The sequence below is a fragment of the Burkholderia sp. Bp8991 genome, from assembly GCF_003853795.1.
GTDB lineage: Bacteria > Pseudomonadota > Gammaproteobacteria > Burkholderiales > Burkholderiaceae > Burkholderia.
In genome coordinates, this window is the sequence record NZ_QTQJ01000029.1 from 72,805 (window position 1) to 87,090 (window position 14,286).

A 14,286-nucleotide genomic window follows, 5' to 3' on the forward strand; every position below is an offset into this window, starting at 1 on the left:
GAGTATCAGTTGAGGGGTTACGCGAACGGCAGCATTGCGCGGACGGAGTTCAGATCGGAATCATGAACTGCCGTTGCGCCGCGCAGGTGACGCTTGTTCTTCGTGGTTTTCTTGGTCAGGATGTGACGCTTGAAGGCTTGACCGCGCTTGACGGTACCGCCCGGACGCACCACGAAGCGCTTTGCAGCACTCTTCTTGGTCTTCATCTTAGGCATGACGAACAACTCCAGTTTATTTGATGGCGATGGGTGTGCGGTTGGCTTGCGCCCTTGACCCGCCCTTCGAAACCCAGTCCACTTGTGTACGGCGAACCGCTTGCGCAGCCGCCGTCATTGTTGGTGCGCCGCCCTGACCGGGCCACGCACCGAACCACTTTCGAACCTGCGCGCGTGGCGCGCGGGCCCGTTACTTCTTTTTCTTCGGCGAGAGCACCATGATCATCTGGCGCCCTTCCATCTTCGGCATCTGCTCGACCTGGCCGACTTCCTCGAGATCCGTGCGCAGACGCTCAAGCATCCGCATGCCGATCTCCTGGTGAGCCATTTCGCGGCCGCGGAAACGCAACGTGATCTTCGTCTTGTCGCCCTCTTCGAGGAAGCGCACGAGATTGCGAAGCTTGACGTTGTAGTCACCGTCATCGGTACCCGGGCGGAATTTGACTTCCTTCACCTGGATGACCTTTTGCTTCAGCTTCGCTTCGTGCTGCTTCTTCGATTCCTGGTACTTGAACTTGCCGTAATCCATCAGACGGCAAACCGGCGGAACCGCTTGCGGCGCGATTTCCACCAGGTCAACATCCAGTTCTTCCGATTTACGGAAAGCATCAGCGAGTTTTACGATACCGAGCGGTTCGTTCTCGATCCCGACCAGACGCACTTCCGGCGCAGTGATTTCACCGTTGATGCGGTGCGACGACTTATCAGTAGCGATGTTACGTTTCCTCTAAAAATTAAAAAAACGAGCCGCGCTGCCAGGGCGGTTACTTGAACGAGCGCAGGTCTTCCTGCAGACGCTCAACGAAGGCTTCGATCGGCATAACGCCAAGATCGACGCCGCCACGGGCACGCACGGCTACCGTTTGCGCATCACGCTCCTTATCGCCCACGACGAGGAGATAAGGCACCTTTTCCAGCGTGTGCTCGCGTATTTTATAGCTAATCTTCTCGTTGCGCAAATCGGCCGCCACTCTAACCCCTTGTTTTTGCAACGTTTGGGCCAGGGACTGCGCATATTCGGCCTGACTTTCGGCGATATTGAGCACAATTGCCTGGAACGGCGCGAGCCAGACAGGCATTGCACCAGCATGGTGCTCGATCAAAATGCCGAGGAAACGCTCCATCGAACCGACGATCGCGCGGTGCAGCATCACCGGCCGGCGGCGGCTGTTGTCTTCCGCAACGTACTCGGCGCCGAGGCGCTCCGGCAGGACCATGTCGAGCTGCAGCGTGCCGCACTGCCACGAACGGCCGAGTGCATCCTTGATGTGGTACTCGATCTTCGGGCCGTAGAACGCACCTTCACCCGGCAACTCTTCCCACGTGAGGCCGCAGGCCGTCAGCGCGTCGCGCAGGCCCTGCTCCGCGCGATCCCACGTCTCGTCCGTGCCCGCACGCTGCTCGGGACGCAGCGACAGCTTGATGTCGATGTGATCGAAACCGAAGTCCTTGTACACGCTCATGGCCAGCGTGTTGAACGCGATCGATTCCGAAATGAACTGGTCTTCCGTACAGAAGATGTGCGCATCGTCCTGCACGAAGCCGCGCACGCGCATCAGGCCATGCAACGCGCCCGATGCCTCGTTACGATGGCACGACCCGAATTCCGCGTAGCGCAGCGGCAGGTCGCGGTACGAGCGCAGGCCGTGCTTGAACACCTGGACGTGCCCCGGACAGTTCATCGGCTTGATCGCGTAGTCGCGCTTCTCCGACTCCGTCGTGAACATGTTCTCGCGGTAGTTCTGCCAGTGGCCCGACGCTTCCCACAGCGAGCGGTCCATGATCATCGGCGTCTTGATCTCGAGGTAGCCGGCTTCGTTCACGCGGCGGCGCATGTACTGCTCGACCTGCTGCCACAGCGCCCAGCCCTTCGGATGCCAGAACACCATGCCCGGCGACTCTTCCTGCATGTGGAACAGGTCGAGCTGCTTGCCGAGCTTGCGGTGGTCGCGCTTTTCCGCTTCCTCGAGCATGTGCAGGTATTGATCCTGGTCTTCCTTCTTCGTCCAGGCCGTCCCGTAGATGCGCTGCAGCTGCTCGTTCTTCGAGTCGCCGCGCCAGTACGCGCCCGCGACCTTCATCAGCTTGAAGACCTTCAGCTTGCCGGTCGACGGCACGTGCGGGCCGCGGCAGAGGTCGGTGAAGCCGCCGTGCGAGTACAGCTTGATTTCGTCGCTTTGCGGAATCGATTCGATGATCTCGGCCTTGTACTTCTCGCCGAGGCTGCGGAAATAGCCGGCCGCCTCGTCGCGCGACACGACGCGGCGCGTCACCGGCTCGTCCTTCTTCGCGAGTTCCTGCATGCGCTTTTCGATCTTTTCCAGATCTTCAGGCGTAAACGGGCGGTTGTACGAGAAGTCGTAATAGAAGCCGTTGTCGATCACCGGACCGATCGTCACCTGCGCATCCGGATACAGATCCTTCACCGCATAGGCGAGCAAGTGCGCGGTCGAGTGACGAATGATGTCGAGACCGTCGGCATCCTTGTCGGTGACGATCGCGAGCGATGCGTCGCGATCGATGACCGTGGACGTATCGACCAGCTCGCCATCGAGCTTGCCACCAAGCGCAGCCTTCGCAAGGCCGGGACCGATCGAGGCCGCAACCTCGGCAACTGTCACCGGATGCTCGTATTGTCGAACTGAGCCGTCAGGCAAGCGTATCGAAACCATAGCAATCTCCGTGATGCCGACAGTGGGCGGCAAACCAAGCACGCGATATCAAAGTCACGCGCGAAAATTTCGCGACAAAAAAAATGCGGCCCCGCTTTCGAGGGGCCGCATTCGATACTTCACTCAAACTGAAAGGGCGAAAACGTTCCTCGACTAGCGTCGCTCCGAAAAGGTTTCGGTCAACGTTCGCGGTGTCATAACCGTATTCGCCTTGTTCGCGTTGAGTTATTTACTGCATCGAACACCCGAAAAACCGGGCATTCTCAATTCGTTGGTAGGCTCGATTGGACTCGAACCAACGACCCCCACCATGTCAAGGTGGTGCTCTAACCAGCTGAGCTACGAGCCTAGAGAAGCTAAGATTATATGGAGCCAACGCAGACTTGGCAAGCGTTTTTATGCGGCCGCAGCAAAATGATCGGGCTCCAACCCCATTACAGGGACATCAAGCCTTGCGCCCCGCCCGCACGACGCCCGGCACTTCGCCGAGCAGCGTGCACGCCCGCTGCACCTGCGCGGAATTCGACACCTCGACCGTGAACTGCATGAATGCCGCGTTGCGGCGGCTCTGCGTCTTCACGCCCACCACGTTCATCTTCTCGCGCGCGAACACTTCAGAGATATCGCGCAGCAGGCCTTGCCTGTCGCTCGCCTCGATCATCAGGTCGACCGGATAGACGGACACACCACGGCCGCCCAGCACGTCGGCCGACCAGGTCGTCTGCAGTACGCGCTCCGGCGCCCGCTCGGCCATCCGCCGGAACGTCGGGCAGTCGCTGCGGTGGATCGACATCCCCTTGCCGCGCGTCACGAAACCACTGATCGGGTCGGGCGGCGCCGGACGGCAGCAGCGCGCAAGCTGCGTCAGCAACGCATCGACACCGACCACCAGCACGCCGGTCGACGCGCCGTGCGCGACGCTCGCCCCGCTGCTGCGCTTCTCGAAATCGGCGGGCGCCTCGGGCGCATGGTCGGGCGGCGGCGCATCGGACAGCGCGTGCTCGACGTTGCGCAGGCTGAATTCCTCCTTGCCGACGACCGAGAACAACTCATCGGGCGACTTGAAGCCGAGCTTCGCGGCCAAATTGTCGAGGTTGACCGACGTCTTGCCCTCGCGCTGCAGCGTCTTTTCGACGAGCGCGCGACCATGCGCGATGTTCTCTTCCTGCTCGATCGAGTTGAACCACGCACGCACCTTCTGTCGCGCGCGCGGGCTCTTCAGGTAGCCGAGCTGCAGGTTCAGCCAGTCGCGCGACGGCCCGCCCTCCTTCACCGCGACGATCTCGACCGTCTGGCCGTTGGCGAGCGACGTGTTCAGCGGCACCATCACGCCGTCGACGCGCGCGCCGCGGCAGCGATGGCCAAGCTCGCTGTGCAGGTGATACGCGAAATCGACCGGCGTCGCGCCCTGCGGCAGCGCGATCACGCGCGCCTGCGGCGTCAGCACGTAGATATGGTCGTCGTCGAGCGATGTCTCGCGCAGTTGCGCCCACGCCTTGTCGCCCGAGACTTCGGTGCCGTCCTCGACGTCGTCCTTCCATGCGAGCAGCTGGCGCAGCCACGCGATCTTCTCGTCGTACTTGTCGCTCGCCGAGAACTGGCCGCCATAGCCGCGCGCGCCCGCTTCCTTGTAGCGCCAGTGCGCGGCGACGCCGTACTCCGCGAAGCGGTGCATTTCCTGCGTGCGGATCTGTACTTCGAACGCGCGACCGTCGTCGCCGATCACGACCGTATGCAGCGACTTGTAGCCGTTCGGCTTGGGACGCGAGATGTAATCGTCGAATTCCTTCGGCACCGGCTGCCACAGGTGATGCACGATGCCGAGCACCGCGTAGCAATCCTTGATGTCCGGCACGATCACGCGGAATGCGCGCACGTCGTACAGCTCGGAGAAGTCGAGCTCCTTGCCGCGCATCTTGCGCCAGATGCTGTAGATGTGCTTCGGCCGACCGCTCACGTCGGCCGGGATGTGCGCTTCCGCCAGTTCGTGCTGCAGCCGCTCGATCGCCTGCGCGACGTACGCCTCGCGTTCGATGCGCTTTTCGTCGAGCAGCTTGGCGATGCGCTTGTAGGTGACCGGATCCTCGAAGCGGAACGCGAGGTCCTCGAGCTCCCACTTCAGTTGCCAGATACCGAGACGGTTCGCGAGCGGCGCATAGATCTCGAGCGTCTCGCGCGCGACGTCGGGGGGCGGGTCGATCTTCGCCGCCGCGTAGTAGCGCAGCGACTGCAGCCGCGACGCCAGCCGGATCAGCACCACACGGATGTCCTGCGCGAACGCGAGCAGCATCTTGCGCAGCGCCTCGATCTGCGTGCGCCGCTCTTCCGCGGCGTCGCGCCCGGCGTCGGGCATCGCGTTCTGCGCGGCGCGCAGGCTCACGGTGCCGAGCCGCAGCAGCTTGCGCACGTCGGATACGAGCCGCGCAACCTCTTCGCCGAAGCGTTCGGTCAACTCCCGCTCCGGGTCGTTCAGGTGCGGCGTCAGCACGAACAGCGCAGCCGCCTGCATCGCGTGCGGGTCGACGTTCAGCGTGCGCATGATCGACGCCGTGCCCGCCGAATGATCGGCGAGCAACTCGCCCGTCGACAGGCGCGCGTCGCCGGCCCGCTCGCGCACGAACGCGAGCACGTCGTCGAACGACGGCGCCGCGACGGAAGAAGCGGAAACGGACTCGGTCATTGCACGGCCTGGCGTATTGCGGTCATCGTGATGCTTCGCTCAGCTCCGCTGCGCGGCGACGACAACGATCTCGACGAGCAGCGCCGGATCCGCGAGCTTCGCCTCGACGGTCGCGCGCGGCGGCGTATTGCCGGGCGCGACCCACGCGTCCCACTCCGCATTCATGCCTTCGAAGTTCGCGAGATCCGAAATGTAGATCTGCACCGACAGCAGATGCGCCTTGTCGCTGTTCGCTTCGGCGAGCAGGCGGTCGATGTGGCCGAGCACTTCGCGCGTCTGGCCCTTGATGTCCTGGGTGGTGTCTTCGGCAATCTGGCCGGCCAGATACACGGTACCGTTGTGGATCGCGGTTTCGGAGAGACGGGCCCCGACGTGGTGACGAATGACTGCCATGGAATGTTCCGGTCGTGTGAGTAGGTGAAGTATCGGCGACGACACGGCCCGCGTGCCGCCGAACCGCATATTATGACGCGTTTATGCGCCGCCTTCGACGAAAAACCGGCGGGCGAGCGCAATCTGGTCGGCACTGATGAACGCCGGCGCATGGCCCGCGTCCTGGATCTCGGCTTGCGTCACGTGCCGGCCGCGCCGCACCATCTCGGCCGCCGTGTCGCGCGACAGCAGGTCGGAACGCTCGCCGCGCACGACCAGCAGCGACGCATCGGTGGTCTCGATCGCGCGCCACAGCGCGGCCTCGCCGAGCGCGGCCAGTTCGGGCGTCGTCGCCTTGAACGGCTCCGCGATGCGCGGATCGTAGCGCATCGTCCAGCCGCCGTCGGGCAACTCGCGCAGCAACGGCCCGTTGATCTCGCGCCACTCGTCGCCGCTCAATGCGCCGAACGGCAGCGACAGCGACGTCAGATAGTCGATGCCCTCCTGCTCCGTCGCGAAGCGCGGCTGCACGCCGAGGTATTCGCCGATGCGCGTCAGCGAATCGGGTTCGATGCGCGGGCCGACGTCGTTGACGATCATCCGGCGCAGCGGCGAACCGGGCAGCCCCGCGAGCGCCATGCCGATCAGCCCGCCCATCGACGTGCCGAACCAGTCGACCGACTCGACGTCGAGCCGCGCGATCAGCGTCACCATGTCGGCCACATATTGCGGAATCGCATAAAGCCGCGGATCGGCGAGCCAGTCGGAGCGCCCGCGCCCGACGACGTCGGGGCAGACGACGCGATACGTATCGGACAGCGCGGCGGCGAGCCGGTCGAAGTCGCGCCCCGAACGGGTCAGGCCGTGCACGCAGAGCAGCACGCGCGGATTGGCGGGGTCGCCCCATTCGGTATAGGCGACGTGGTGAAGGCCTGCGGCGCTCGCACACTGCACCCGTCGCTGACGGGGAACCGGAGGATTCGCTGAGGTTGTTGGCATCGTTGGCATCCTGTCGAACGTGGACGGTGCGGCGGGCAATGCTTGCACCACCCGATGCAAACGATTGTAAACCGCTTCTTAACGGCGGGTCGTCACGCGCCTGCGGTCATCCGGCGCATCGTTCGCACCGGCTCACGCGCCGCGGCGCCACGAGGCGCGCAACTGCTCGCGCAGGAAGTCGATGAACGCCCGCACGCGCAACGGCACGTGACGCCCGCCGGGATAGACTGCATGAAGCGGCGCCGCGGGTGCGGCGAATGCCGGCAGCACGCGGACGAGCCGGCCAGCGTCGAGGTCGGCACCGACATCCCAGATCGACTTCAGCGCGATGCCCGCGCCCTCCAGCGCCAACGTACGAGCCGCACCGCCGTCGTTCGTCAGCAGCGCGGCCGTCACTTCGACCGCAACCGCGCCCTGTACACCGTCGAACCGCCACTCCGCACGCGGCTGGTCGCCCATCACGATGCATCGGTGCATGCGAAGCTCGGCGGGATGGGCCGGCAGCCCGTGCACGGCGAGATAGCTCGACGACGCGCACAGCACGCGATGATTCGGCGCCAGCTCGCGCGCGATCATCGTCGAATCGGCGAGGCTGCCGATCCGCACGGCAACGTCGATGTCCTGCGCGAGCAGATCCACGATCGCGTCGGTCAGCATCAGGTGCACGGTCAACTCCGGATGTTGCCGTTGAAACGCGGCGACGAGCGGCGCGATCCGCAGCCGGCCGAGTTCGCCGGGCGCCGTCAGGCGCAGCACGCCGCTGACCGTGCCGCGACGATCGCTCATCAGCGTTTCGGCGCGATCGACCTCGGCCAGGATGCGCAGCACCTGCGCATGGAACTGCGCACCGTCGTCGGTCAGCGTCTGCTGTCGCGTCGTCCGGTGCAGCAGACGCACGCCGAGCTGCGACTCGAGATGCGCGAGCCGCTTGCTGACGACGGACAGCGACAAGTCCAGCTCGCGCGCCGCCGCGGACAGGCTACCGGCCGACACGATTCTCGCGAAGGTATCGAGCGCCGGGAGATCGTCGATCAGCATCGCGGCACCCGCTTCGCCTCGACCTTTCCTTTTTTCGAATAATCCATTCGCTTTTAGACCGTATTTGTGTTCAGAACGGAAACCTACCATACCTGTTCCGCGTCGTCCCGCGACGCCATTCACAGGACATCCGAAACCATGTCGATCCTTCCTTCGATCGTGCGCCCGCTCACCCGCGTCATCGCCGCGGCGGCCTGCGTCGCCGCGCTGTCGCCTGTCGCGGCCCGCGCCGCCGACCTTCTCGACCCACACGGCCTGACCGTCGCGACCGACGTGCGGGCTACGCAGGCGCGTGCGCAGCTCCTCGCCGCGCGTCGCTACGGCACGTTCTGGGATACCGGTGATGCGACCCTCGCCCGCGCCGCACTCGCGGCCGATTTCGTCGACCGGACGTTGCCGGCCGGCCGTGAACAAGGCGTAGCGGGGCCACTCGCGGCGTCCAGGACGATGCGCACGGCCATCCCGGACCTGCATTGCGACATCGAACAGATGATCGTGGCGGGCGACCGTGTCGTCGTGCACCTGCACTTTCGCGGCCATTTCACCGGCACGTTCAACGGAACGACCGGAAGCGGACAGGCGATCGACTTCATCGCGACCGACATCTACCGCATCGTCCAAGGTCGGATAGCGGAAAACTGGCACATCGAGGACAACCTGACGCTGATGCGTCAGCTCGGGCTCGTCGGCTGACGGAGGGGACGATGACTGACAGCGACTACGATTCTTCGGCGATGCGTCCGGCGCGCCGCAAGTTTCTTGCACAAGCAGGCGCCGGGGCGGCCGCCGGCATCGCGATGGCCACGGGCGCCTCCCGGTCGGCAACTGCCGCGCCGATATCGGATGCTGCCGGGACGAACGCCAGCGGGTTCTGGCCGGACAACACGCGGCTCGCCATCTCGATCTCGATGCAGTTCGAGGCCGGCGGACAACCGTCCAAGGGCGCGGACAGCCCGTTCCCGCCCATCGAATTTCCACCGTCGGTCCCGGTCGACCTCGCGTCGGCCACGTGGTTCGCATATGGCTACCGTGAAGGGATCCCGCGTCTTCTCGACCTGTGGGACCGGCATGGCGTGAAGGTCACGTCGCACATGATCGGGGAAGCCGTGCGCCGGCATCCCGAACTGGCACGCGAGATCGTGTCGCGCGGCCACGAAGCGGCCGCGCACGGCCCGACCTGGCGGTCGCAATTCGCAATGAGCCGCGACGACGAGCGCCGCTTCCTCACCGAAGCCCGCGACATGGTCGAAGCGGCAACGGGACGGCGCCCGATCGGCTACAACTGCAACTGGCTGCGGCGCGGACCGCACACGCTGCCGCTGCTGCAGGAACTCGGCTACGTGTATCACATCGACGACGTCAGCCGCGACGAGCCCTTCATCGAAACCGTCGACGGCCGCGATTTCGCGGTCGTTCCATACACGTTGCGCAACAACGACATCCTGCTGATCGAAGGCCGCAATTACTCGCCGACGATGTTTCTCGAGCAGATCAAGCTCGATTTCGACCAGTTGTACGCGGAAGCCGGCCAGCGGCGACGATTGATGTCGATCAGCGCGCACGACCGGATCAGCGGCACGCCGCAGATGGTCCGCGCCTGGGACGCGTTCCTGCACTACGCTCGATCGCATCCGGGCGTTGCCTTCATGCGCAAGGACGACATCGCCCGCTTTGCGCTGCGCAGCCCGTCGACGTTGCGCGAAGCCGAAACGATCTGACCGGATTGCGCTCACCTGCTCACCTCCTCACCTCGGAAGGACCACCATGAACGATTCACTCCACGGAAAGAAGGTACTCGTCGTCGGCGGTAGCTCCGGCATCGGTGCCGCCGCCGCGACCGCATTCGCACGACTCGGCGCTGTCGTGACGATCGCATCGCGCAACCCGGACAGGGTCGATGCAGATGCCGCGCCGGGCGCGCAAGTACGCACCGAAGCGCTCGACATCACGGATACGGCGGCCGTCGATGCGTTCTGCGCGCGCGCCGGCCAGTTCGACCACGTCGTGATTTCGGCCGCGAAGACAGCGACAGGCCCGATCCGCGCGCTGCCGCTTGCCGACGCGCAGGCCGCGATGGATAGCAAGTTCTGGGGCGCATACCGCGTCGCACGCTCGATCGATATCGCACCCGGCGGTTCGCTGACGTTCGTGTCGGGCTACCTAAGCGTGCGACCGAACGCGTCGTCGGTACTGCAGGGGGCCATCAACGCGGCACTCGAGGCGCTCGCCCGCGGCCTTGCGCTCGAGCTGTCGCCCGTGCGGGTGAATACCGTATCACCGGGCCTGATCGCGACGCCGCTGTGGGACAAGCTCGCCCCCGATGCGCGCGACGCGATGTACGCGGGCGCCGCGCAGCGCCTCCCGGCACGCCGCGTGGGCCGGCCGGAGGACGTCGCGAATGCGATCGTGTATCTGGCGGCAACGCCTTATGCAACCGGCTCGACGGTGCTGATCGACGGCGGCGGCGCGATCGCGTGATTAGCGTGATTCGGGTGACGTATGCGGTCATGACAAAACGCCCCGAGTTCCACAGGGGAACGCGGGGCGTCGAGCGTCGAGACGCAAGGCCGGCGCTTACGCGACCGCGCTCACGTCGAGCGGCGCGCCCGTCTTCGCCTGGATCTCTTCCGCGCTTACGCCGTCGGCGAGTTCGAGCACCTTCAGGCCGGCCGGCGTCACTTCGATCACGCCGAGATCTGTGATGATCAGGTCGACCACGCCGACACCCGTCAGCGGCAGGTTGCATTCGTCGAGGATCTTGTGCTGGTCGCCCTTCGCGACATGCTCCATCAGCACGACGACGCGCTTCACGCCCGCGACGAGGTCCATCGCGCCGCCCATCCCCTTGATCATCTTGCCCGGGATCATCCAGTTCGCGAGGTCGCCCTTCTTGCTGACCTGCATCGCGCCGAGGATCGCGAGGTTGATGTGGCCGCCGCGAATCATCGCGAACGAATCGGCCGACGAGAAGATCGACGAGCCCGGCAACGTCGTGACGGTCTGCTTGCCGGCGTTGATCAGGTCGGCGTCGACCTCGTCCTCGGTCGGCGACGGGCCGATGCCGAGCAGCCCGTTCTCCGACTGCAGCCACACTTCGACGCCTTCCGGCACGTGGTTCGCGACGAGCGTCGGCAGGCCGATGCCGAGGTTCACATAGAAGCCGTCCTGCAGTTCCTTCGCCGCGCGCGCGGCCATCTGGTCACGATTCCAGGCCATGTCAGTCTCCTTTCGCGCGTACGACGCGTTGTTCGATGCGTTTTTCGGGCGTCGCGTTCAGCACGATGCGCTGCACGAAGATCCCCGGCGTGTGGACATGGTCCGGATCGAGTTCGCCGTTCTCGACGATCTCCTCGACTTCCGCCACGGTGATCTTGCCCGCCATCGCGCACATCGGGTTGAAGTTGCGCGCGGTGCGGCGATAGATCAGGTTGCCGGACTTGTCGGCCTTCCATGCCTTCACCAGCGCGACGTCGGCCGTCAGCGACGGCTCGAGCACGTAGTGGCGATCGCCGAACTGGCGCGTTTCCTTGCCTTCCGCGATCACGGTGCCGTAGCCGGTGTTCGTGAAAAAGGCGGGGATGCCGGCGCCGCCCGCGCGCAGCTTCTCGGCGAGCGTGCCCTGCGGCGTGAATTCGAGCTCGAGTTCGCCGGCCAGGTACTGGCGCTCGAACTCCTTGTTCTCGCCGACGTACGACGAGATCATCTTCCGGATCTGGCGCGTTTCCAGCAACAGGCCGAGACCGAAGCCGTCGACGCCTGCGTTGTTGCTGATGCAGGTGATGCCCTTGACGCCGGAATCGCGCAGCGCCGCGATCAGCGCCTCGGGAATCCCGCACAGGCCGAAGCCGCCCACCGCGAAGGTCTGTCCGTCGCGGACGATCCCTTCCAGCGCGGCGGCCGCGCTTGGATAGACTTTGTTCATCTGTATGTCCCTTCCTCTATGGAAACCAGCAAAACCGGTTCACGCGCCCACTGGGCCGCAAGCCCGCCGCATCATTCTATGCATGCACGGCGATACCTGCGTCGAGGCGCGCTGTTTTTATATCGCGGCACACCGCCGCGAGATGCCTGAAAGGGTACGATGTGACGCCGATACGGCACAATACGCAAAAATACATAAGCATTTGCCTCCGCTTGCCCGCGCCATGCCCGCTCTCGATTACCAGACTGCCTTTCACCTCGCGCCGCTCGGCCTCGTGATGTCGCGCGACCGCGTGATCGAGGACTGCAACGACGCGCTCGCGGCGATCTTCCGCTGCGCGCGGGCCGATCTGATCGGCAAGTCGTACGAGGTGCTGTATCCGTCGCCGGACGAATTCCAGCGCATCGGCGAGCGCATCTCGCGCGTGATGATCGCGAACGGCACCTACGCCGATGACAGAATCATGAAACGGGCCGACGGCGAGCTGTTCTGGTGCCACGTGACGGGCCGCGCGCTCGACCGCACCGCGCCGCTCGCGGCGGGCGTCTGGACCTTCGAGGACCTGAGCGCGACGCGCCGGGTCGCCGTCGAGCTGACGCCGCGCGAACGCGAGATCGCCGCGCAGCTCGCGACCGGCAAGACCAGCAAGCAGATCGGGCGCGTGCTCGACATCAGTTCGCGCACGGTCGACATCTATCGGGCGCGGCTGATGCGCAAGTACGGCACGAACAATACGCCGGAGCTGCTGCAGCGCCTGCTCGGCCAGTAAGACGCGCCCCGGAATGGCAATCGGCCGCGTGAAGCGGCCGATTCGGGGGATCATCGGGAAATGGCGACACACCGGGCGCCGGCTTCGGCGCCGCCGCGCTCAGCCGACCTGCGCCGCGAGCGCGCGCTCGATCGTATCGCGCAGCAGTTGCGGCAGCGGCACCGACTTGCCGAGCGCGTAGTCGACCCACACGCAGCGCGCGTTGCCGCGCGCATACACGTGCTGCGGATCGTCCGCGCGCGTCAGCTCGAAACCGGTGTCGAAGCTGCTGCGGCCCGGCTTCGCGGCCGACATCTTCGCGATCACGTCGCCCGGATAGTGCAGTTGCTTCAGGAACTCCATCGACGCCGTGACGATCACGGGCCCCTGCCCCTCGCCGTTGCCGCCCGCGATGCCGAGTTCCTCGAACCACGAGATCCGCGCCTGTTCCATGTAGCGGAAATAGACCGTGTTGTTCACGTGGCCGAACGCATCCATGTCGCCCCAGCGGATCGGCATCGACATTTCAAATACGGGGGAATATTCGCTCATTGCAGTCTTCTTTGTTGCTGAATGTCATCCACTCAGGCGAGGCCGAAGCCATCGTCGGCGGAGATAATCGAGCCATTGATGAACTGCGACTCGTCGGCCGCGAGCAACAACAACAGCCCGTCGAGATCCTGCGGCTTGCCGACGCGCCGGCGCGGCAGCATCGACTGCAGCTTCTGGCCCTGCTCGGTTTCCCACAGGTAATGATTGATTTCGGTATCGATATAGCCCGGACAGATCGCGTTGACGTTGATCCCGTGGCGGCCCCATTCGAGCGCCATCGCGCGCGTCATCTGCACGACCGCCGACTTGCTCATCGCATACAGCCCGATCTGCGGAAACACGCGCAGCCCCGCCACCGACGCGATGTTGATGATCCGGTAAGGCGGTTTGCCGTTGCCGTTCGCGCGCATGATCATCCGCTTCGCGACTTCCTGCGCGACGAAAAACGCGCCGCGCGTATTGGTGTCGAACACGAACTCGAAATCGGACGGCGTGACGTCGACGAGCTTCTGCATCGTCGAGACGCCCGAATTGTTCACGAGGATGTCGATCGTGCCGGCTTCCGTCTCCGCGTGCGCGATGGCCGCCTTGATGCTCTGCACGTCGGTGACATCGAGCGACACCACGTGCGCGGCACCGCCCGCCGCCTCGATCTCCGCGCGCAGTTCCTTCAGGCGCTCGACGCGGCGGCTCGCGAGCACGACCTTCGCGCCGGCCTGCGACAGCACCTGCGCAAAGCGTTGCCCGAGGCCGCTCGATGCGCCCGTGACCAACGCGACCTTGCCTTCCAGATTGATCGATCGACCCATTGCACATCCCCTTTCGATGTCGTTTCGCCGCCGCGGGCGCCCTGTCCCACGCAGCATAACCCTAGCACATAAAATAGAACGATCGTGCTAATGTATCCGCATGCTGTTGCGGCAAGCGTTTCGTTTCGCAGACAATACGCTCCCGAATAAAAGCATTCTAACGGTTAGAGGAACGCCAATGACCCCCGCAAGCCTCATCGAGCAATACGGCCCGCGCGAATCGATGGAATACGACGTCGTGATCGTCGGCGGCGGCCCGGCCGGGCTGTCGGCCGCGAT

The 14,286-nt window shown here is 64.8% G+C and carries 15 protein-coding genes and 1 tRNA gene; 4 read left to right on the top strand and 12 right to left on the bottom strand.

Annotated features, from left to right (window positions below; translation table 11 throughout):
• Positions 1–17: 17 nt before the first annotated feature.
• From rpmI to DIE02_RS27325, 8 genes are all read right to left on the bottom strand, one after another.
• The gene (gene rpmI / locus DIE02_RS27285; protein ID WP_004191477.1) at positions 18–215 is read right to left on the bottom strand and encodes a 50S ribosomal protein L35; all 198 of its coding nucleotides are present in this window, start codon (positions 213–215) and stop codon (positions 18–20) included.
• Positions 216–405: 190 nt separating this feature from the next.
• Entirely contained in the window at positions 406–930 is a 525-nt protein-coding gene (gene infC, locus DIE02_RS27290) for a translation initiation factor IF-3 (protein ID WP_071734130.1), read from the bottom strand.
• A 49-nt stretch (positions 931–979) separates the two neighbouring features.
• The gene (thrS, locus tag DIE02_RS27295) at positions 980–2,887 is read right to left on the bottom strand and encodes a threonine--tRNA ligase (RefSeq protein WP_124488889.1); all 1,908 of its coding nucleotides are present in this window, start codon (positions 2,885–2,887) and stop codon (positions 980–982) included.
• A gap of 272 nt (positions 2,888–3,159) precedes the next feature.
• Positions 3,160–3,236: transfer RNA gene (locus tag DIE02_RS27305), tRNA-Val, on the bottom strand.
• Positions 3,237–3,332: 96 nt separating this feature from the next.
• Positions 3,333–5,567 carry a bifunctional (p)ppGpp synthetase/guanosine-3',5'-bis(diphosphate) 3'-pyrophosphohydrolase gene (locus DIE02_RS27310; protein ID WP_044846048.1) on the bottom strand — a complete coding sequence of 745 codons (2,235 nt, stop codon included), beginning with the start codon at positions 5,565–5,567 and terminating at the stop codon, positions 3,333–3,335.
• A gap of 39 nt (positions 5,568–5,606) precedes the next feature.
• A complete protein-coding gene (locus tag DIE02_RS27315) occupies positions 5,607–5,960 on the bottom strand; it encodes a RidA family protein (RefSeq protein ID WP_006758848.1) in 354 nt (117 codons plus the stop codon).
• An 81-nt stretch (positions 5,961–6,041) separates the two neighbouring features.
• The gene (locus tag DIE02_RS27320; RefSeq protein ID WP_124488888.1) at positions 6,042–6,938 is read right to left on the bottom strand and encodes an alpha/beta fold hydrolase; all 897 of its coding nucleotides are present in this window, start codon (positions 6,936–6,938) and stop codon (positions 6,042–6,044) included.
• Positions 6,939–7,070: 132 nt separating this feature from the next.
• On the bottom strand, positions 7,071–7,976 hold the full coding sequence (locus DIE02_RS27325) for a LysR family transcriptional regulator (protein ID WP_124488887.1): 906 nt from the start codon (positions 7,974–7,976) through the stop codon (positions 7,071–7,073).
• 138 nt (positions 7,977–8,114) lie between these two features.
• Between DIE02_RS27325 and DIE02_RS27330 the strand changes: the two genes are divergently transcribed.
• The 3 genes from DIE02_RS27330 to DIE02_RS27340 are packed head-to-tail and all read left to right on the top strand — an operon-like array spanning position 8,115 to position 10,454.
• Positions 8,115–8,669, top strand: coding sequence for an ester cyclase (locus DIE02_RS27330; RefSeq protein ID WP_124488886.1), 555 nt, complete (start codon positions 8,115–8,117; stop codon positions 8,667–8,669).
• An 11-nt stretch (positions 8,670–8,680) separates the two neighbouring features.
• Positions 8,681–9,694, top strand: coding sequence for a polysaccharide deacetylase family protein (locus DIE02_RS27335; RefSeq protein ID WP_124488885.1), 1,014 nt, complete (start codon positions 8,681–8,683; stop codon positions 9,692–9,694).
• A 46-nt stretch (positions 9,695–9,740) separates the two neighbouring features.
• Entirely contained in the window at positions 9,741–10,454 is a 714-nt protein-coding gene (locus DIE02_RS27340) for an SDR family oxidoreductase (RefSeq protein ID WP_124488884.1), read from the top strand.
• 96 nt (positions 10,455–10,550) lie between these two features.
• On the opposite strand, the gene DIE02_RS27345 is transcribed toward DIE02_RS27340, so the two are convergent.
• Complete coding sequence (locus tag DIE02_RS27345; protein WP_124488883.1) at positions 10,551–11,192, bottom strand: CoA transferase subunit B; 642 nt, start codon at positions 11,190–11,192, stop codon at positions 10,551–10,553.
• 1 nt (position 11,193) lies between these two features.
• Positions 11,194–11,898 carry a CoA transferase subunit A gene (locus DIE02_RS27350; RefSeq protein WP_044846055.1) on the bottom strand — a complete coding sequence of 235 codons (705 nt, stop codon included), beginning with the start codon at positions 11,896–11,898 and terminating at the stop codon, positions 11,194–11,196.
• Between the two features lie 223 nt (positions 11,899–12,121).
• On the opposite strand from DIE02_RS27350, the gene DIE02_RS27355 reads away from it, so the two are divergent.
• Positions 12,122–12,667, top strand: coding sequence for a LuxR C-terminal-related transcriptional regulator (locus DIE02_RS27355; RefSeq protein WP_044846056.1), 546 nt, complete (start codon positions 12,122–12,124; stop codon positions 12,665–12,667).
• Between the two features lie 99 nt (positions 12,668–12,766).
• On the opposite strand, the gene DIE02_RS27360 is transcribed toward DIE02_RS27355, so the two are convergent.
• Positions 12,767–13,198 (bottom strand): thioesterase family protein, encoded by a 432-nt coding sequence (locus tag DIE02_RS27360; protein ID WP_044846057.1) that lies wholly within the window; start codon positions 13,196–13,198, stop codon positions 12,767–12,769.
• A gap of 32 nt (positions 13,199–13,230) precedes the next feature.
• On the bottom strand, positions 13,231–14,007 hold the full coding sequence (locus DIE02_RS27365; protein ID WP_044846058.1) for an SDR family oxidoreductase: 777 nt from the start codon (positions 14,005–14,007) through the stop codon (positions 13,231–13,233).
• Positions 14,008–14,286: the final 279 nt, after the last annotated feature.